This is a genomic window from Flavisphingopyxis soli (assembly GCF_007995095.1).
Classification (GTDB): Bacteria; Pseudomonadota; Alphaproteobacteria; order Sphingomonadales; family Sphingomonadaceae; genus Flavisphingopyxis; species Flavisphingopyxis soli.
The window spans coordinates 143,372-160,622 of the sequence record NZ_VOPY01000002.1; the positions used below are offsets into that span (position 1 = coordinate 143,372).

The 17,251-nt window shown below is 65.7% G+C and carries 20 protein-coding genes and 2 tRNA genes; 12 read left to right on the plus strand and 10 right to left on the minus strand.

Features of this window, described 5'->3' with window-relative positions; translation table 11 throughout:
* The first annotated feature begins 18 nt into the window (after positions 1 to 18).
* From FSZ31_RS07300 to FSZ31_RS07345, 10 genes are all read left to right on the plus strand, one after another.
* Entirely contained in the window at positions 19 to 849 is an 831-nt protein-coding gene (locus tag FSZ31_RS07300; RefSeq protein ID WP_147122729.1) for a flagellar hook-basal body complex protein, read from the plus strand.
* A 38-nt stretch (positions 850 to 887) separates the two neighbouring features.
* Complete coding sequence (locus tag FSZ31_RS07305) at positions 888 to 1,631, plus strand: flagellar basal body rod protein FlgF (RefSeq protein WP_147122730.1); 744 nt, start codon at positions 888 to 890, stop codon at positions 1,629 to 1,631.
* A gap of 25 nt (positions 1,632 to 1,656) precedes the next feature.
* The gene (flgG, locus tag FSZ31_RS07310; RefSeq protein WP_147122731.1) at positions 1,657 to 2,445 is read left to right on the plus strand and encodes a flagellar basal-body rod protein FlgG; all 789 of its coding nucleotides are present in this window, start codon (positions 1,657 to 1,659) and stop codon (positions 2,443 to 2,445) included.
* A 14-nt stretch (positions 2,446 to 2,459) separates the two neighbouring features.
* On the plus strand, positions 2,460 to 3,128 hold the full coding sequence (locus FSZ31_RS07315; RefSeq protein WP_147122732.1) for a flagellar basal body L-ring protein FlgH: 669 nt from the start codon (positions 2,460 to 2,462) through the stop codon (positions 3,126 to 3,128).
* Complete coding sequence (locus FSZ31_RS07320; protein ID WP_147122733.1) at positions 3,128 to 4,240, plus strand: flagellar basal body P-ring protein FlgI; 1,113 nt, start codon at positions 3,128 to 3,130, stop codon at positions 4,238 to 4,240. The genes FSZ31_RS07315 and FSZ31_RS07320 overlap by 1 nt, the downstream gene beginning before the upstream one ends.
* Positions 4,237 to 4,530, plus strand: a complete 294-nt coding sequence (locus tag FSZ31_RS12995; protein WP_236643718.1) for a rod-binding protein — start codon at positions 4,237 to 4,239, stop codon at positions 4,528 to 4,530. The genes FSZ31_RS07320 and FSZ31_RS12995 overlap by 4 nt, the downstream gene beginning before the upstream one ends.
* Complete coding sequence (flgK, locus tag FSZ31_RS07330) at positions 4,527 to 5,858, plus strand: flagellar hook-associated protein FlgK (protein WP_147122734.1); 1,332 nt, start codon at positions 4,527 to 4,529, stop codon at positions 5,856 to 5,858. Before FSZ31_RS12995 ends, flgK begins: the two co-directional genes overlap by 4 nt.
* Positions 5,859 to 5,878: 20 nt before the next feature.
* Entirely contained in the window at positions 5,879 to 6,727 is an 849-nt protein-coding gene (locus tag FSZ31_RS07335) for a flagellin (RefSeq protein WP_147122735.1), read from the plus strand.
* A gap of 130 nt (positions 6,728 to 6,857) precedes the next feature.
* Positions 6,858 to 7,721, plus strand: coding sequence for a flagellar motor stator protein MotA (gene motA / locus FSZ31_RS07340; protein WP_147122736.1), 864 nt, complete (start codon positions 6,858 to 6,860; stop codon positions 7,719 to 7,721).
* A 3-nt stretch (positions 7,722 to 7,724) separates the two neighbouring features.
* The gene (locus FSZ31_RS07345; RefSeq protein WP_147122737.1) at positions 7,725 to 8,621 is read left to right on the plus strand and encodes a flagellar motor protein MotB; all 897 of its coding nucleotides are present in this window, start codon (positions 7,725 to 7,727) and stop codon (positions 8,619 to 8,621) included.
* Between the two features lie 50 nt (positions 8,622 to 8,671).
* On the opposite strand, the gene FSZ31_RS07350 is transcribed toward FSZ31_RS07345, so the two are convergent.
* Positions 8,672 to 8,762 (minus strand) — tRNA-Ser (locus FSZ31_RS07350).
* A 90-nt stretch (positions 8,763 to 8,852) separates the two neighbouring features.
* Here FSZ31_RS07350 and FSZ31_RS07355 point away from each other — a divergent pair.
* Positions 8,853 to 9,860: a peptidylprolyl isomerase gene (locus FSZ31_RS07355; protein WP_147122738.1), complete on the plus strand. Its 1,008-nt coding sequence runs from the start codon at positions 8,853 to 8,855 to the stop codon at positions 9,858 to 9,860.
* A gap of 3 nt (positions 9,861 to 9,863) precedes the next feature.
* On the opposite strand, the gene FSZ31_RS13035 is transcribed toward FSZ31_RS07355, so the two are convergent.
* Positions 9,864 to 9,995: a hypothetical protein gene (locus FSZ31_RS13035; RefSeq protein ID WP_268934265.1), complete on the minus strand. Its 132-nt coding sequence runs from the start codon at positions 9,993 to 9,995 to the stop codon at positions 9,864 to 9,866.
* A gap of 94 nt (positions 9,996 to 10,089) precedes the next feature.
* On the opposite strand from FSZ31_RS13035, the gene FSZ31_RS07360 reads away from it, so the two are divergent.
* Positions 10,090 to 10,164 (plus strand) — tRNA-Thr (locus FSZ31_RS07360).
* Here FSZ31_RS07360 and hisIE read toward each other — a convergent pair.
* From hisIE to FSZ31_RS07400, 8 genes are read right to left on the minus strand one after another with little or no spacing between them, the layout of a single operon-like run.
* Positions 10,143 to 10,811, minus strand: a complete 669-nt coding sequence (hisIE, locus tag FSZ31_RS07365; protein WP_147122739.1) for a bifunctional phosphoribosyl-AMP cyclohydrolase/phosphoribosyl-ATP diphosphatase HisIE — start codon at positions 10,809 to 10,811, stop codon at positions 10,143 to 10,145. The genes FSZ31_RS07360 and hisIE overlap by 22 nt on opposite strands.
* Positions 10,798 to 11,577 (minus strand): imidazole glycerol phosphate synthase subunit HisF, encoded by a 780-nt coding sequence (hisF, locus tag FSZ31_RS07370; RefSeq protein WP_147122740.1) that lies wholly within the window; start codon positions 11,575 to 11,577, stop codon positions 10,798 to 10,800. The genes hisIE and hisF overlap by 14 nt, the downstream gene beginning before the upstream one ends.
* The gene (locus FSZ31_RS07375) at positions 11,564 to 12,292 is read right to left on the minus strand and encodes a 1-(5-phosphoribosyl)-5-[(5-phosphoribosylamino)methylideneamino]imidazole-4-carboxamide isomerase (protein ID WP_147122741.1); all 729 of its coding nucleotides are present in this window, start codon (positions 12,290 to 12,292) and stop codon (positions 11,564 to 11,566) included. The genes hisF and FSZ31_RS07375 overlap by 14 nt, the downstream gene beginning before the upstream one ends.
* Positions 12,286 to 12,930, minus strand: a complete 645-nt coding sequence (gene hisH, locus FSZ31_RS07380) for an imidazole glycerol phosphate synthase subunit HisH (RefSeq protein ID WP_201739142.1) — start codon at positions 12,928 to 12,930, stop codon at positions 12,286 to 12,288. The genes FSZ31_RS07375 and hisH overlap by 7 nt, the downstream gene beginning before the upstream one ends.
* Entirely contained in the window at positions 12,927 to 14,582 is a 1,656-nt protein-coding gene (gene hisC / locus FSZ31_RS07385; protein WP_147122742.1) for a histidinol-phosphate transaminase, read from the minus strand. The genes hisH and hisC overlap by 4 nt, the downstream gene beginning before the upstream one ends.
* Positions 14,579 to 15,889, minus strand: a complete 1,311-nt coding sequence (gene hisD / locus FSZ31_RS07390; protein WP_147122743.1) for a histidinol dehydrogenase — start codon at positions 15,887 to 15,889, stop codon at positions 14,579 to 14,581. Before hisD ends, hisC begins: the two co-directional genes overlap by 4 nt.
* Positions 15,886 to 16,776: an ATP phosphoribosyltransferase gene (gene hisG / locus FSZ31_RS07395; RefSeq protein WP_147122744.1), complete on the minus strand. Its 891-nt coding sequence runs from the start codon at positions 16,774 to 16,776 to the stop codon at positions 15,886 to 15,888. Before hisG ends, hisD begins: the two co-directional genes overlap by 4 nt.
* Positions 16,766 to 17,101, minus strand: coding sequence for a YerC/YecD family TrpR-related protein (locus tag FSZ31_RS07400; RefSeq protein ID WP_147122745.1), 336 nt, complete (start codon positions 17,099 to 17,101; stop codon positions 16,766 to 16,768). The genes hisG and FSZ31_RS07400 overlap by 11 nt, the downstream gene beginning before the upstream one ends.
* Positions 17,102 to 17,251: the final 150 nt, after the last annotated feature.

The following is a 17,251-nucleotide window of genomic DNA, read 5'->3' on the forward strand; positions in this document are numbered from 1 at the left end:
TTACCAAGGAGAGAGTAAATGTCATTTCTAACGTCACTCAGCGGACTTAAGGCTGCACAATCCGATCTTGCCGTCGTGTCGAATAACATCGCCAACGGCAGCTCGACCGGGTTCAAGAAGAGCCGCGCACAGTTCGGCGACCTGTTCGCCGCCTCGCCGACCCAGAACACAGCCAAGATCGCGGGCCAGGGCGTCCAGCTGCAGGGAATCAAGCAGCAGTTCACCCAGGGTACGCTTGAATCGACCGATCGTACGCTCGACCTCGCGGTCGCCGGCGAAGGCTTCTTCATCGTCAAGAGCCCCAACACGACGGGGTCGATCAGCTACACCCGCAACGGCGCGTTCAGCGTTAACAACAACCGCGAAGTCGTCGATAGCACCGGCAACATCGTCCAGCTGCTGCCGGTCGATGCCAATGGCGACCTGTCCTCGAACAATCCTGCCGACATGACCAACCTGGTCCTGCCGCAAACCGATCCATCGGATCCCAATGCGGTCCTCGCCAACGTCAGCGTTGCGAACAACGGCAACATCATCGCGACCTATTCGAACGGCAACCAGCAGGCGCTCGGTTCGCTCGCCATGGCCAGCTTCGTCGCCGTCGAGGGGCTTCGCCCGATCGGCGATGCGCATTGGCAGGCGACCGGCGCATCGGGCCTGGCCGAACTTGCCCAGGCGGGCACCGGCCAGCTCGGCACGGTTCGCTCGGGTTCGCTCGAAACCGCCAATATCGACATGACCGAGGAACTCGTTTCGCTGATCGCGGCGCAACGGAATTTCCAGGCCAACGCCCAGGCGATCGAGACGGCCAACAAGATGACGCAGACGATCGTCAACCTGCAGGTCTGATCGACCTCGGCCTAACCTAAACCATCGAGGAACAGCCCATGGACCGGATGACCCATATCAGTCTGCGCGCGATGCAAGGCATCATGGCTCGCCAGACCGCGATCGCCAACAACATGGCGAACGCGGACACCACCGGCTTTCGCGCCGAGGTGGTCAACGCGCAGGCGAAATACGTCAGCGGTCCGGTGCTGCAAAGCCGTGCCCATGTCACCGAAGCGGTGCTGGGCGCGAACATGGACGCCGGCGCGGTGAAGGAGACCGGGCGACCGCTCGACATCGCGCTCGGCGGTGACAGCATGCTTGCTGTCCAGGCCCCCGATGGCGACGAGGGTTACACCCGTCGCGGCGACTTGATGATGAGCCAGAGCGGGCTGCTGACCACTGGTGACGGACACCCCGTCCTCGGTGAAGGCGGCCCGCTCGTGGTCCCCGCTGCCGACAGCATCCGCATCTCAGAGGACGGCGGTGTGTGGATCGTCCCCAAGGGCGGCGATCCCAACCAGCCGCAGCAGATCGACCGGCTTCGCGTCGTCAGCCCCAAGGGCAGCGACGTGGTGAAGGGTTTGGATACCCTCTTTCGAGTTAAGAACGGCGGCGCTTTGCCGTCAGACCCAGATGCAAGGCTGCAAAGCGGTGCGCTGGAAGGATCGAACGTCAGCATGACCCAATCACTGGTCGACATGATCGAAACCAGCCGTGCCTACGAGGCGCAGGTCAAGCTTCTGACAACCGCCAAAGAGCTGGACGAAGGTGGCGCCAGCATCATGCAGCTGCCGCGCTGACCGCGGCACCAATGGAGACTGACAGATGAGCAATTCAGCCTTGCAAGTCGCCCGTACCGGGCTCGACGCACAGAACACCAAGATGCGCGTGATCGCCAACAACCTGGCGAACGTCAACACGACCGGTTTCAAGCGCGACCGCGCGCAGTTCGAAACCCTGGCCTATCAGCAGGTCGTCCAGCAGGGCGCCGCTGCCGACAGCCAGAACAAATATGCCGTCGGCCTCGCGCTTGGCACCGGCGTTGCCGTATCGGGGACCGCCCGGATTGATACGCAAGGGTCGCTGCAGACGACGGGCAACGCGCTCGACCTCGCGATCGAAGGCGCCGGCTATTTTCAGGTCGCGATGCCCGATGGCACCAACGCCTACACCCGCTCGGGCAATTTCAACATGACCGCCGACGGCTCCATGGTGACCTCCGAAGGCCTGCCGCTTCAGCCGCAGATCCAGATCCCGTCGGGTGCGACTGCGGTCACGATCGGCGCCGACGGCACTGTCTCGGCGACCTTGCCCGGCCAGTCCGAGCCAAGCGAGCTGGGCAAGATCGAGCTGGCGAACTTCGTCAATTCGGCCGGCCTCCAGTCGATCGGCAACAACCTGCTCAAGGAAACCGGCGCAAGCGGCGCACCGATCATCGGTGCCGGCGGCGAAGAAGGCCGTGGCGTCATGCGCCAGGGCGCGCTCGAAGGATCGAACGTCAATATCGTCGAAGAGCTGGTCGACATGATCGAGACCCAGCGGGCCTACGAGGTCAATTCGAAGATGATCAAGGCGACCGACGAAATGCTCCAGTTCGCCAACCAGCAATTGTGATGAGGATCCTGACCATGAAGACAACCTTTCTCCTCGTCGCCGTCACCCCGCTTCTCGCCGGGTGCCTGGCCAGCGAACAGGCCCGACCCGACCCGGCTTACGCGGTCACGCTGGCGCCCACCCCGGTGCAGCTGCCTCCCGCGGCGACCGACGGTTCGATTTTCCAGGCCAGCGCGGGCTATGCCCCGCTGACGTCGGGCGCCCGCGCGGCGCGCGTCGGCGACCTGCTGACGATCGCCTTGATCGAGCGCACCCAGGCGGTGAAATCGAACAGTGCGAACGTCGACAAGTCGGGCAGTTTCGGCATCACTCCGCCGACCACCGGTCCGTTGTCGGTGTTCAACCCGAGCGATGTCTCGTTCGGCGGCGGCACCAACTTCAAGGGCGGCGGCAGCGCTCAGCAGAGCAACGCCCTGAGCGGCGAGATCAGCGTGACCGTCGCGCAGGTCTTTCCCAACGGAACGATGCTCGTTCGCGGCGAAAAGCTGATCCGGCTCAATCGCGGCGACGAATATGTCCGCTTCAGCGGTCTCGTTCGGATCGCCGATATCGGCCCCGAAAACATCGTCGCGTCGAGCCGCGTCGCCGATGCGCACATCGATTACGGCGGTGCCGGCGAGATCGCGCAGGCGAGCAAGCAGGGCTGGCTGCAGAGATTCTTCAACATAGTGAGTCCCTTCTGATGACCAGGATCGCTTCCTTCTTCGCCAAGTTCGTTCTCGTCCTGTCGGCGACGCTGTTGCTCCCGAGCGCGGCTTCGGCTGAACGGATCAAGGATATCGGCGGCTTCCAGGGCCTGCGCAGCAACCAGCTGACGGGCTATGGCATCGTCGTTGGCCTTGCCGGCACGGGCGACGACAGCCTCGAATATGCGACAATCGCGATGAAGGGCGTCGCCACGCGCTTCGGCATGACCTTGCCGCCGGGGATCAATCCGGCGACCAAGAATGCCGCTGCGGTGCTGGTCACCGCCGACCTTCCCGCGATGTCGAAGCCGGGTCAGCGGATCGACGTCACCGTCTCGGCGATCGGCAAGGCCAAATCGCTGCGCGGCGGCACGCTGATCATGATGCCGCTGCTCGGCGCCGATGGTCAGATCTATGCGATGGCGCAGGGCAATCTCGCAGTCGGCGGCCTCGGTGTCGAAGGCCGCGATGGCTCGACGACGACGGTCAACATTCCTTCGGTCGGCCGGATTGCCGGCGGCGCTTCGGTCGAACGGCTTGTCGCCACCGGCTTCGAGCAGTCGCCCTATCTGACCTTTAACCTGGCACAGGCCGATCTTACCACCGCGCTGCGCGTCGCCGATGCGATCAACCAGCAGACCGGGCAGCAGATCGCCTCGGCGAGCGATGCCGTGTCGGTCCTGATCCGCGCGCCAAGCGATGTGAACCAGCGCGTCGTCCTGATGGGCGCGATCGAGAATATGATGGTCACCCCGGCGGAAGCGCCAGCGCGGGTCATCGTCAATGCACGCACCGGCACCGTCGTCATCAACGGCGCGGTCCGTATCAGCCCTGCGGCGGTCAGTCACGGATCGCTCACGGTGCGCGTGCAGGAAGCGCCGACTGTCGTTCAGCCTGCGCCATTCAGCAAGGGCCAGACCGCGGTCGAGGAACGCAGCGCGATCGAGATCCAGCAGGAACCCGTTTCGGCGTTCGTCGCCCGCGGGGCATCGCTGTCGGAAATCGTCCAGTCGATCAATGCGATCGGGGCGAGCCCCAGCGACCTCGCGGCGATCCTCGAAGCCCTCAAACAGGCCGGCGCGCTCACTGCCGATCTGGTGATCCTGTGAGCACGCCGATCGCCTCGGCAAACGCCGGCGCCGCGGCGCCAGCCAGCTCGGCCGGTCCGGCGCAGAGCAAGGACGACCTGCGCTCGGCGGCCAAGGCGTTCGAGGCGATCTTCCTGCGCCAGATGATCGGGACGATGCGCAGCGCCTCGCTCGCCGAAGACATGTTCTCCAACCAGGCGACCGAACAGTTTCGCGACATGCAGGATGCCAAGATGGCCGACGCCATGGCGGGTAACAGCAAGTTCGGCATCGCCGACCTTCTCCTCAAACAGTTCGAGGGTGGATCATGACGGGCCTGCTCAGTATCGGACGGTCGGCCCTGCGCGCTTATAGCGCGGCGCTCGATACCGTTTCACAGAACATCGCCAACGTTGAAAACGCCGACTACGTGCGCCGCCGCACCGATTTGGGCGACTCGACCGTTACCGGCTATCTGAACCCGCTCTACACCGCTGAGAGCGGGTTGAACGGCGTCCGGGTCAACGGGATCGTGCGTTCAGGCGACGAATTCCTCGAAGCATCGGTTCGCCTGAGCGGTGCCTCGCTGGTGCGCACCGATACGATGACCAACTGGCTCGGCACGATCGAGACCGGTCTCAGCAATTCGGGCGACGATGTCGGAACGCGTCTCGCCAGTTTCTATTCGCGCGCCGACGAACTGGCTGCGGCGCCGTTCGATCCTTCGCTGCGCACGACCTTCATCAACGAGATCGGCGCAACCGCCGACACGTTTCAGCGAACGGCGGCCAACCTCGGCCAGTCGATCGATCAGATCGGACAGCGTGCCGGAAACGAACTGCTGGGGCTCAACCAGGTCCTCGAAAACATCGCCAAGATCAACGTCGAGCTGCGCAAGACGCCCGCCGGTACGCAGGCTGCTGCCGGATTGCTCGATCAGCGCGATGCTGCGCTCGCCGTGGTCAGCGAACGCATCGATGTCGATATCAGCCTTGGCAACGATGGCGTTGCGACGATCCGCTATGGCGGTGAAACGATTGCCGGGGTCGACACCTTCGCAACGCTGAGCATGGCCGACAATCCTGATGGCAGCTTTCGCGTGCTGGTCGACGGGCAGGGGGGCAAGGTGCCCGCCAATGGCTTGCTTGCCGGCCTCAGCCGGTCGCGCAGTGCCGCGACGAGCGATCTCGCCCAGCTCGACCAGATGGCAGAAAAATTCGCCACGCAGGTCAACGACTGGCACGCCGCCGGGCGAACCGATGCGGGCAATCCGGGCACGCCGCTCGTGACCGGCGGTGGCGGTGCTGCCGGCCTGACGATGATCGCGATCGCGGCGAGCGATCTTGCCGTCGCCGACGCCAGCGGAAAGCCGAACGGCAACCTGCTCGCACTCGCCGGCCTGCGCACCAGCGGCGGTGTCGAGAAGAACTGGACCCAGCTCGTCTCGACCCACGCCAACCTGCTGCTGGCCACCAAGAACGAGGGCGCGGCCGCCAGCGCGATCGATCGCAATGCGCGCAACGGTCGCGATGCGGTCTCGCGCGTCGATCTCGACCACGAAACGGCCGACCTGGTCCGGCTGCAGCAAGCCTATGAGGCGGCCAGCCGCGTCATCCAGGTGGCGCGCGAACTGACCCAGTCAATCCTGGCTATCTTTTAACCCCGCGTGAGGACCTTCTCATGATGTCATCAATCAATCGCAATCGCCCGAGAGACGCTATCCAAAGCCAGATCGATCTGGCGCATGCGATCACTGCGCAGCAGAACGCGATCGCGACCGGCAAGCGCCTCAACGTCCCGTCGGATGATCCGCAAGGCTGGCTGGAAGTGTCGCTCGTTGCGCGCCAACAGGGTAACGAGGCGGCGTGGACGGCCAATATCGGTCGCGCCGAAACCCGCGCGGTCCAGGCCGAATCGAGCATCAGCGAACTTGCCACGGGCCTTACCCGCGCCAAGGAACTGACGGTGCAAGCCAATAACGGCACGCTCAACGCGGCCGATCGCGAAGGCATTGCGAAAGAGCTCGAGGGCATCCTCGCCAATTTCTCCGACCTGTTGAACCAGGACGACAGCTATGGCGGAAAATTGTTTGCCGATACTGCGATCGAGGTCCCGATCGGCGGAACGCGGACAGTCATTGCGGCGCCGTCACTCGCCAAGCTGTCCGGAGGGATTGACGATGGCGCGGGAGGCACGACGACGCTGAAGGACGCGATGCTGACCACGATCGATGCGATCCGCAACGGCAGCGGTGCGCAGCGCAGCGCGGCGCTCACCACGCTCGACAGTGCGACCAATCATGTCTCGGTCATGCTCACCGAACAGGGCGTGGCGCGGGGACGTCTCGAAAGCGCTCGCAACCAGTTTATCGATAGCAAGATCGTCCTTGCCGAACGCCGTCAGCAGATCGAAAGCGTTGATGTTACCGACGCAATCACACGCCTTAAGAAGCTCGATATCACATTGCAGGCGGCGCAATCGGTCTATGGCCGGATCACCCAGCGGTCGCTGCTCGATTTTCTTCGCTAGCATTCGAATGCGGTGATTTGGGCCCTTAAGCTGGCGCCCGCGCAGCCGTTAAACATCTCAAGTGGATACGTCTTGTATCCGGTTGCACCTTCGGGCGTCCGCCCAAGGCCATTGAACAGGAACTGCGCCCATGATGCCAGCTATCGGTCTCGTCATTCTGGTGGTCATGGTATTCGGGGGTTTCGTAATTTCGGGCGGCGATCTGGGCGCGGTCCTGCATGCGCTGCCGTTGGAAATGATGATCATCGGCGGTTCGGCGTTGGCCGCGATCGTGACGGGCAACAACGGCACCCAGCTCAAGGCGCTCGGTGGCGGTTTTGCGAAGGTCTTCAAGGGCCCCAAATTCAAGCGCCAGGATTATCTCGACTGCATCTTCCTGTGCGGCAAGTTGATGAAGATGCTCCGCGCCGAAGGGCCGGTTGCACTCGAACCGCATGTCGAGGATCCGCAGAACAGCGCAATCTTCGCCGAATTTCCACGCCTCATGGCGGACAAGACGCTCGTCGCGTTGATCTGCGACAGCCTGCGCCTCGTCGTCGTGTCGTCGGGTGACCTCGATCCGCATTCGGTCGAGGAAGTGGTCGATCAGCATCTCAAGACGCATCACAAGAGCGCGCTCGGGCCTGCCGACAACCTCCAGTGGCTCGCCGACGCACTTCCTGCACTCGGCATCGTCGCCGCCGTGCTCGGCGTCGTCAAGACGATGGGCGCGATCGACCAGCCTCCCGAAATCCTCGGCGAAATGATCGGCTCGGCGCTGGTCGGAACCTTCCTCGGCGTGCTCCTCGCGTACGGCATGGTCGGGCCGATCGCCAACCGCGTCCGCGCGATCATCGAGGAAGACCTCAAGATCTACGAGGTCGCCAAGCAGATCATCATCGCCAGCCTGCACGGCCATCCGCAACCGCTCGTTATCGAGGCGGCGCGTTCGGGGCTCGACCATGCCAACCAGCCCAGCTTTGCCGACGTCTTCGACGGGTTGAGGGCGCGCTGACCCATGGCCAGCAAGTCTTCGGGGTCGAACCAGCGACCGATCATCATCAAGAAGATTATCGCCGACGACCATAGCGCGCACCATGGTGGTGCGTGGAAGGTCGCCTATGCCGATTTCGTGACCGCGATGATGGCGTTCTTCCTGCTGATGTGGCTGCTCGGTTCGACCGACGAAAAAGACAAGAAGGCGATTGCCGACTATTTCACGCCGACGCTTGTCGAGATACGGCAGGACGGCAGCGCCGGGTCGAACAGCGGCCCGTTCGGCGGCGATTCGATGATTTCGAAGGACAATTTTGCCCATTCTGCCTCGCAGGTCGGCGAGCGCGCCATCACTGTCCCGAAGGACGCCTGGGGCAGCAAGGACGGCGCCAACAAGCCGACACCCGAAGAGGAAGACGAGGCGTTCAAGCAGATCGAAAAGAAGATTCGGGAGCGACTCAAGAGGCGCGAACAGCTCCGCAACCTGGCCGAGAATATCCGTTTTTTCCGCAGCGACGAAGGCTTGCGGATCGAAGTCGTCGACGCGGCCGATTTTGCGATGTTCGAACTGTCGAGCGACAAGCTGGTGCCACGCGCGCAGCTCTTGCTGCGTGAAGTGGCCGAATCGATCGTGCCGTTGACCAACGGCATCGCGGTGCGCGGCCACACCGACAGCCTGCCTTATGCCTCGGGCAAGACGATGAACAACTGGCTGTTGTCGGCCGCGCGCGCCGAGGCCACGCGGCAGGCGCTGATCTCGGGCGGGCTCACCGAGGCGCAGTTCGACAAGATCGAGGGCGTCGCCGATCGCCAGCCCTACAGTCCCGACGATGCCGCCGACCCGCGCAACCGCCGCATGTCGATCACGCTGCTCTCCGAAGCGCGCGGGAGCACCGCATCGAATGCCAAAACCCATTGAGCGCAGACATGAAGCGGCGGTTAGGACGACGGCGGAGATAGTCGATGATGTGGCGGAGCGGGTGGGATTCGAACCCACGATACGCTTGTGACGTATACTCACTTTCCAGGCGAGCGCCTTCGACCACTCGGCCACCGCTCCGCATGCTTGGAAACGCGGCTCCTATCGTGATGCGTGGGGCGGGGCAAGCGCGTGTATTGACCTCGCCGCGCGATATGGCAGGGTGCGCGCATGACCCGCACCTTCACGCTCTCGATCGCCGCCGTCCTGCTTGCCGGATGCGCCGCGCTTCCCGTCACCTCCGCGCTCGCCCAGGCCGACCCGCCAAAGCCCGCCGCGCCCGCCGAGGCACCGTCACCCAATGCCATCGTCGATGCCGCGCCGGGCGGCGACTGGGTCGAGATCGCGGCGAGCGACCTGATGGTGATGGAGCTCGCGCCCGATGCCAAGGGCAAGCCACGCCGCGTCGTCATCCAGCTGATGCCGCCGCCCTTCTCGCAGGGGTGGATAGGCAACATGCGCAAGCTCGCCGCGGCGCACTGGTGGGATGGCACCAGCGTAAACCGCGTCCAGGACAATTACGTCGCGCAATGGGGTGACGCGACCGAGAAGAAGCCGCTGCCCGAGGGTTTGGCGGTGGTTCCAGAGAGCGAATATACATTTTCCACCAATCGTTACGCGCCGATTACCAAACCGGGCGTCGTCGAGCGGGTTTTTGGTCGCCCGATCGGAGCTAACGATCCGTATGCCTATACGGCTTTTTGGTCCAATGGCTGGCCTTTAGCCGGATCGCGGGAAGAGAGGGGCTGGCCCGTCCATTGCTACGGCATGGTCGGCGTCGGGCGCGATATGTCGCCCAACACCGGCACCGGCGCCGAGCTCTACACCGTCATCGGCCATGCGCCGCGCCATCTCGACCGCAACATTGCGCTGGTCGGGCGGGTGATCGACGGGATGGAGCATCTCTCCAGCCTGCCGCGCGGCCACGGCACGCTCGGTTTCTATAATGACGACGAAAGCCCGACGCCGATCGTCTCGGTCCGGCTGGCGAGCGACCTTCCTGCCACCGAGCGCCCGCGCTTCGCGTACCTCTCGACCGACAGCGACGCCTTCGCCCAATATGCCGACGCGCGCGCCAACCGGCGCGACCCGTTCTTTATCGTTCCAGCCGGCGGGGCCGATATCTGCAACATTCCGGTGCCGGTGAAGGCTTATCCGTGGGTCAAGCCCACAGAATAACGTCTAATCCTCGTCGCTCAACGCGCGCGCCTGGCTCTTGCGCTTGCGCAGGTTGGCGCGCAGCTGCTCGGCGAGACGGCGCTTCTTTTCGGCCTCTATTTCGGCTTGTGCGGGTTTTTGCGGGGTCTGGCTCATGACAGCCTGTTGACACCTGACGGGGCTTGCCGCAAGAGCGCCGCTGCCCCGATGGGGCGGGGCGAACGCTTCAGGCGGACCCCCTCGGATATGTGCTGCTGTAGCTCAGTGGTAGAGCACACCCTTGGTAAGGGTGAGGCCGAGAGTTCAATCCTCTCCAGCAGCACCATCATCCCTTTTGGCATCGGCATGACGCGTCGCGAGTTCCGCCTCGACGTCGCCCCAGCCGCGCCCGATGGCCTTGAGCATGACGGTGAGGTGAAAGGCGAGGTCGGCGGTTTCGCTGATGCACTCTTGCGTGTCGCCGGTCGCGGCGGCGAGCGCGGTTTCGACACCCTCTTCGCCGACCTTCTGCGCGATCCGCTTGATCCCGCGCGCCATCAGGCTGGCGGTATAGCTCGTCGCCGGATCGGCCAATGCGCGCTCGGCGACGATGCTTTCCAGGCTGGCGGGAAAGGCGAATCGCGCATCGCCCGTGCCGAAGCAGCTTATCGTGCCGCGATGACAGGTCGGCCCCGCGGGGTTTGCCAGCACCAGCAGCGTGTCGCCGTCGCAATCGGCCTCGATCGAGACGATGGTCAGGCTGTTGCCGCTGCTCTCGCCCTTTTGCCATAGCCGCTGCCTCGAGCGACTGAAGAAGGTCGCCATGCCGCTGGCGAGGCTGGCGTCGAGCGCTTCGCGGTTCATATAGCCGAGCATCAGGACCTGGCGCGTCGCGGCGTGCTGGACGATCGCGGGGATCAACCCGCCGGTCTTGTTCCAATCGAGCGTGGCGGGGTCGAATCGGGCGATATTGGTGCGCTCAGGGTCGGTCATAGGGGCGTATCTCTATCCCGCGCGCGGCGAGATCCTGTTTGAGGTCGGGAATCGCGACGCGGCGATCGTGGAAGATGCTGGCGGCCAGCCCGCCGCTCGCACCCGCGGCGTGCGCATCGGCGAAATGCCCGGCCTTGCCCGCGCCGCCAGAGGCGATGACCGGGACATCGACCGCGGCGACGACGGCGGCAATATGCTCGCAGTCATAGCCACCCTGCATGCCGTCGCGTTTCATGCAGTTGAGGACAATCTCGCCCGCGCCGCGCTCGGTCGCCTCGCGCGCCCAGGCGATGCTTTCACGCCCGGCATCGCGGCTCGTTGCTTCGCTGCCGGTATATTGTTTGACGCGATAGGTGCCGTCCTCGTCGCGGAAGCTGTCGAGACCCAGGACGACACACTGGCTGCCGAAATCGCGCGCGAGTGCGTCGATCAGGTCGGGGTCGGCGAGGGCGGGCGAATTGATCGACAGCTTGTCGGCCCCCGCGTCGAGCACGGCGGCAGCAGCATCGCGTGTCGCAATGCCGCCCGCGACGGCGAAGGGGATATCGATCACCCGCGCGACGCGCTCGACCCAGGCGAGGTCGATCCCGCGCCGCTCTGCGCTCGCGGTAATGTCATAGAAGACCAGCTCGTCGGCGCCATGGTCGCGATAATAGAGCGCGTGTTCGACGATATCGCCGACGTCGCGATGGTTGGCGAACTGGACACCCTTGACCACGCGCCCGGCGCGCACGTCGAGACACGGAATGATCCTAAATGCGGGCACGGGCAATCGCCTCTCGCAAATCGATCCGCTCTTCCCACAGCGCTTTGCCGACGATCGCCGATGCCGCGCCGGTTGCGGCGAGCGCGGCGACATCGTCAAGGTTCGACACGCCGCCCGATGCCTGGATCGCGATTTCGGGCAGGCGTTCGACGAGGCTGCGGACGAGCGCGCTATTGGGCCCCGCCATCATCCCGTCGCGGCCGATGTCGGTCACGAGGATATGGCGCGCCGCGGGAATGCGCGCGGCGGCATCCCACAGCGACACGCGCGACGATTCTCGCCAGCCCGACAGCGCGCAGATCGGCACGCCTTCTTCCAAATTGATGTCGAGCGCGAGCGCGATGCGATCGGGCCCGTGCGTGGCGATCATTGCCGATACCGCGTCGGGATCGGTCACCGCGAGGCTGCCGATTACGACGCGGGCCGCGCCGGCGTGGAGCATCGCGGCGACGTGGTCGGCGGTGCGGAAACCGCCCGCGACCTGCAGCCGCAGCGATGATGCCCGCGCAAGTTCAGCGATCAGTGCGTGCTGGCGCGGTTCGCGTGCGCGTGCGCCGTCGAGATCGACGATATGGCTCCAGCGCGCGCCCGCTTCGGCATAGTCGCTAAGTGCGTCGCGCGGATTGCGCGCATAATCGGTGCGCGCGTCGAAATCGCCCTGACGCAGGCGCACGCAGCCGCCGTCCATCAGGTCGATCGCGGGATAGATCAGCATGGCATGGGCTCCGATGTGCGGGCGAGAAACGAAGTGAGGAACGCCGCGCCAACCGCGCCCGATCGTTCGGGGTGGAATTGTGCGGCGATGACATTGCCGTGTTCGACGACTGCCGGGATCGCACTGCCATAATCAGTGACCGCGATGCTTGCGGGCCCGTCGTCGCAGGCAAAGCTGTGCGCGAAATAGGCGTAGTCGCCATCGGCAAGGCCCGCGACGCCAGTCCCAGAGAATGGCGTGCGCAGCGTAAGCTGGCTCCAGCCCATGTGCGGAACCGGGCGCCCCGGCGCGGCGGCGATGCGGCGGACACGGCCGGGGATCATGCCGAGCATCGCGACATCGTCCTCTTCGCTGTGCTCGAACAGCAACTGCATGCCGAGGCAGATGCCGAGCACCGGCTGGGTCAGCGCGGGAATCACGTCGCGCAGGCCGAGCGCGGCGATCCGCGTCATCGCAAAGCCCGCCGCGCCGACGCCGGGGACGACGACGCGCCGCGCGCTGCGCAACGTGGCGGGATCGGCGGTTCGCACGGGATCGCAACCGAGCCGCTCGAACGCCAGCGCGATCGAGGCGATGTTGCCATAGCCGAGGTCGAGGATCGCCATGTCGGGGGCGGATGCGCCCATCTTGACGCTCACAGCACGCCCTTGGTGCTCGGCACGCTTAGGCTGTCACCCTCTGTCCGCACCGCTTGGCGCAGCGCGCGCCCGAATGCCTTGTAGCACGCCTCGGTCTTGTGATGGTCGTTGTCGCCGGTGACGCGGACATGGAGCGCGGCGCCGAGACTGTCGGCAAAGCTGCGAAAGACATGGCGTGTCATCTCGGTCGGATAGGCCCCGATATGGCTCGCGGTGAAATCGCCGTCGAACCTGGCGAACGGGCGGCCCGACAGGTCGATCAGCACCTCGGCCTGCGTTTCGTCCATCGGCAGCGAAAATCCGAAGCGGCCGATGCCGCGCCGCGCGCCGAGCGCATCGGACAGCGCGCTGCCGAACGCGATCGCGCAATCCTCGATGCTGTGGTGCGCGTCGATGTCGAGGTCGCCCTCGCACTGCAGGATCAGCGAGAATCCCGCATGCGCCGCGACCTGGTCGAGCATGTGGTCGTAAAACGGAATACCGGTAGCGATGCTGCGCGGCTCGGCGCGGTCGAGGTCGATCGCGACCGCGATACGGGTTTCCTTGGTGTGGCGGATCGCCTGGCCGGTCCGGTTGGTGCGCCCGGCGGTTTGGCCGAACAGCGCGAGCAAGGCGGCGTTTTCGGCAGGCGTGCCGATTGTCGCGCGGACCGCGCCGGGCGCGACCTGCGGGCGAAAACGGAGCAGGACGCCAGCCGCTTCGGCTCGCCGGGCGAGCGCGGCGGGATCGGCGACGTCGAGCAGGAGGAAATTGGCGCCGCCTTCGCGCACCGAGGTCACGCCGTCTGCATCGCGCAGCAGTCCGGCAAGCCGTGCGCGGTCGGCGATAATCGTGGCAATGCGCTCGGCGTGGATCGGCATCAGCGTCGGCGCGAGCGCGTCGAGCGCGGCGGCAAGCGATGGCGAGGGCAGGGCATAGGGCGGCAGGACGCGCCCGACGATCGCGGTCAGCGAAGAAGGGCCGACCAGCGCACCGATCCGCGCCCCGGCCAGGCCATAGGCTTTCGACAGCGTGCGCAGGACGACGAGATTGTCGGCGCGCGTCGCTTCGGTCGCCATGCTCTCGACATCGGCGAACTCGATATAGGCTTCGTCGAGAACGATCAGCGTGTCGGGCAGCGCGGCAGTCACGCGGCGGACCGTCCCGGGCGCGATGACATCGCCGGTCGGGTTGTTGGGCGAGCAGAGGAAGACGAGCTTGACCGCACCGTCACGCCGGACTGCGTCGATCAACGCGTCTTCGTCGAGCGCGAAATCGGCGGTTAGCGGCACCTCGACGACGCGCGCGCCCTGGATCCGCGCGGCCTGCGCATATTGGCCGAAGGTCGGCGGGCAGCAGGCGACGGCGTCCTCACCCGCGCGGCAGAAGGCCCGCACCAGCGCGTCGATCGCATCATCGGCACCGCGCGTGACGACGATCTCGTCGGGGGCAACGCCATAAAGCGCTGCCATCCGCGCGGTCAGCCGCAGCGCCTGTGGATCGGGATAGCGGTTGATGTCGCCGGCAAGCGGCCCGGTGACGAGCGGCGGATAGCCGTTCTCGTTCGAATCGAGCTTGACGATGTCGCGTGCGCTGGCCGGGTTGGCAGCAATGTCGACGTGCGGCAGCGCCAGGATTTCGGGGCGCGCGAGGCGTTCGGCGAGGCTGGTCATGCGGTCGCTCCTGCGTTTTGCGTGACGAGGCGGGCCTCGGCGGCGCGCGCGTGCGCCTCGAGGCCTTCGATCCGCGCCAGCGTCGCGGCAGGCGCTGCGATCTTGCGCAGCGCGGCGGGGGTAACGCTTTGCACCGTCATCGCCTTCAGGAAGGTGTGGACGGTGACGCCGCCCCAGGCGCGGGCGCCGCCGTCGGTCGGCAGGACATGGCTCGACCCGGCGAGATAGTCGCCGAAGGTTTCGGCGGCGAGCGCGCCGGCGAACACCGCGCCGGCATTGCGGATCGCGGGCAGCAGCGCGTCGGGATCGGAGATCGCGAGCGAGAGATGCTCGGGCGCATAGAGGTTGGCGATATCGGCGGCGATCGCAAGGCTGTCGGCGATGATGATCCGCGCATTGTCGAGCGAGGCGAGCGCGATATCGCGGCGTGGCAGCGACGCGGCGAGCTCGGGGAGCAAGGCTGCGACACGTTTGGCGAGAGTGGCGTCGGTCGTCACCAGCACGACCTGCGCGCTGGCGTCGTGTTCGGCCTGGCCAAGCAGGTCGGCGGCGACGATTTCGGGTGACGCATCGCCATCGGCGATGACCATCAGCTCGCTCGGGCCGGCGGGCAGGTCGATCGCGGGGCCGCCAGCCATCGCCGCGACCTGCGTCTTGGCTTCGGCCACCCAGGCATTGCCGGGGCCGCAGATCTTGGCGCAGCGCGGAATATCGCCCGCACCGAAGGCCAGCGCGGCGATCGCCTGCGCGCCGCCGACGCTCCAGATCGCATCGATCCCGGCCAGCTCGGCGGCAACCGCGATCGCGGGGTCGAGCGTGCCGTCGGGTCGCGGCGGGGTGACGACGGCGATGTTGGGCACGCCCGCCGCCTTGGCTGGAATGGCGAGCATCATCAGCGTCGAAAACAGCGGCGCGGTCCCCCCCGGCACATAGATGCCGACGCTGTCGATCGGTCGCCACAGCTTGCGCACAGTGAGGCCCGGCAGCGTTTCGATGCTGAGGTCGGCGGGTCGTGCGGCGTCGTGGAAGCGCGCGATGTTGGCACGCGCCAGCTGCATGGCGCGCATCTGCTCGGTTGTCAGGCGGCGCCGCGCGTCTTCGGCCGCGAGCGCGACGGCGATGCGTTTGGGGGGCGTTCCGTCGATCCGCTCGGCGTGCGCGCACAGCGCATCCCAGCCGGAATCGCGCACGTCCTCGATGATCGTGCGCACGCCCTCACGCAGTGCCGCGTCGGCACGTGCCGCTGGACGCGCGAGGGCCGCATCGCGCGCGTTATCGTCGAGTTCGGACCAGGTCAGCGTCTTCACATCATCATCTTTTCAATCGGGACGACGAGGATCGCCGAAGCGCCTGCGGCTTTCAGCTTCTGCAACGTCTCCCAGAAAACCGATTCCTGACACACCGCGTGGACCGCGAACTGGCCGGGGCGGCCGTGCAGTGGCAGGACCGTCGGCGCACCCGCGCCGGGCAACAGCGCGGTGATCGCGGGCAGGTTCTCGCTGCCGGCGTTGAGCATGATGTACTTGGCCTCCTTGGTTGCCAGCACGCCTTCCAGACGCCCGAGCATCTGCTCGGCCGCGGCGGCCTTGGCGGCATCGACGGGACGTTGCGCGCGGACCAGCACCGCCTCGCTTTCATACACCGTGTCGAACGCGACAAGGCCGTTGGCGTCGAGCGTCGCGCCGGTCGAGACAATGTCGCAGATGAAATCGGCGATGCCGAGCCGCGGGGCGAGCTCGACCGCGCCGTTCATCGTGACGATCGAGGATTCGACCCCCGCATCGGCGAGGAAGCGATTGACGATCAACGGATACGATGTTGCGATGCGCTTGCCCGAAAGACTGGCGGGTGAGGCGTATTCCACGCCGTCCTTGCCCGCGATCTTGAGCGTGCAGCGGCCGAAGCCGAGGCGGCTGACGATCTCGAATTTCGCGTCAGGCGTGCCGAGCGCGAACTCCTCCAGGACATTGCCGCCGACGATGCCGAAATCGCACACCCCGTCGGCGACGAAGGTCGGGATGTCGTCATCGCGGACGAAGAGCAGGTCGAGCGGGAAGTTCTCGACGCGTGCAGCGAGGTCGTTGACGCCCTTGACGACGCGCATGCCTGCATCGCGCAGCAGGTCGCGGCTGTAATCGGCAAGGCGGCCGTTCTTCTGGATCGCGATGTGGAGCCGGTCGGTATCAGCGAACATCGCGCGCTCCTTTGTTCTGGCGGCTTTTCACCGCATCGAGCGTGCGGCGATAACCGAGGTGCGGCTCGTGTTTCAGAAAGCGTGCGACGCGCACGATCGTCGTCGTGCTGACCCCGGTATCGTCGTGGATTTCGCGATACGATTTGTCGGTCGTGTCGAGCAACCGGGCGACCTGCCAGCGCTCGGCGAGGCTGTGGAGCTCGGCGGGCGTGCACAGGTCGCTGAGCAGCGCGGCCATCTCGGCGTGGTCGGTCGGAACGAGCAGCGCGTCGGACAGTTGCTCGAGGAGAAGGTCTCTGGATAGCGGTTCGGATGGGGAGGCCATGTTTGCACCGGTTGTTGTAATGTATTAGCGTGCTGTAACGCTGGAACGCGGCGATGCAAGTGTTTTGTGTCCGGCGAGGAGTGAGGCCGGGCGTGCCGAAGTCCAGGCGCGCGCGTTCAGGCGCGAGGGCGGCAGCGGGAAGTCCGCAGG

What these genes read in the sequence shown, in the direction of transcription:
- FSZ31_RS07300 (WP_147122729.1), top strand. Translation starts at nt 19, where the DNA reads ATGTCATTTCTAACGTCACTCAGCGGACTTAAGGCTGCACAATCCGAT.
- FSZ31_RS07305 (WP_147122730.1), top strand. Translation starts at nt 888, where the DNA reads ATGGACCGGATGACCCATATCAGTCTGCGCGCGATGCAAGGCATCATG.
- flgG (WP_147122731.1), top strand. Translation starts at nt 1,657, where the DNA reads ATGAGCAATTCAGCCTTGCAAGTCGCCCGTACCGGGCTCGACGCACAG.
- FSZ31_RS07315 (WP_147122732.1), top strand. Translation starts at nt 2,460, where the DNA reads ATGAAGACAACCTTTCTCCTCGTCGCCGTCACCCCGCTTCTCGCCGGG.
- FSZ31_RS07320 (WP_147122733.1), top strand. Translation starts at nt 3,128, where the DNA reads ATGACCAGGATCGCTTCCTTCTTCGCCAAGTTCGTTCTCGTCCTGTCG.
- flgK (WP_147122734.1), top strand. Translation starts at nt 4,527, where the DNA reads ATGACGGGCCTGCTCAGTATCGGACGGTCGGCCCTGCGCGCTTATAGC.
- FSZ31_RS07335 (WP_147122735.1), top strand. Translation starts at nt 5,879, where the DNA reads ATGATGTCATCAATCAATCGCAATCGCCCGAGAGACGCTATCCAAAGC.
- motA (WP_147122736.1), top strand. Translation starts at nt 6,858, where the DNA reads ATGATGCCAGCTATCGGTCTCGTCATTCTGGTGGTCATGGTATTCGGG.
- FSZ31_RS07345 (WP_147122737.1), top strand. Translation starts at nt 7,725, where the DNA reads ATGGCCAGCAAGTCTTCGGGGTCGAACCAGCGACCGATCATCATCAAG.
- FSZ31_RS07355 (WP_147122738.1), top strand. Translation starts at nt 8,853, where the DNA reads ATGACCCGCACCTTCACGCTCTCGATCGCCGCCGTCCTGCTTGCCGGA.
- FSZ31_RS13035 (WP_268934265.1), bottom strand. Translation starts at nt 9,995, where the DNA reads ATGAGCCAGACCCCGCAAAAACCCGCACAAGCCGAAATAGAGGCCGAA.
- hisIE (WP_147122739.1), bottom strand. Translation starts at nt 10,811, where the DNA reads ATGACCGACCCTGAGCGCACCAATATCGCCCGATTCGACCCCGCCACG.
- FSZ31_RS07375 (WP_147122741.1), bottom strand. Translation starts at nt 12,292, where the DNA reads ATGCTGATCTATCCCGCGATCGACCTGATGGACGGCGGCTGCGTGCGC.
- hisC (WP_147122742.1), bottom strand. Translation starts at nt 14,582, where the DNA reads ATGACCAGCCTCGCCGAACGCCTCGCGCGCCCCGAAATCCTGGCGCTG.
- hisG (WP_147122744.1), bottom strand. Translation starts at nt 16,776, where the DNA reads ATGTTCGCTGATACCGACCGGCTCCACATCGCGATCCAGAAGAACGGC.
- FSZ31_RS07400 (WP_147122745.1), bottom strand. Translation starts at nt 17,101, where the DNA reads ATGGCCTCCCCATCCGAACCGCTATCCAGAGACCTTCTCCTCGAGCAA.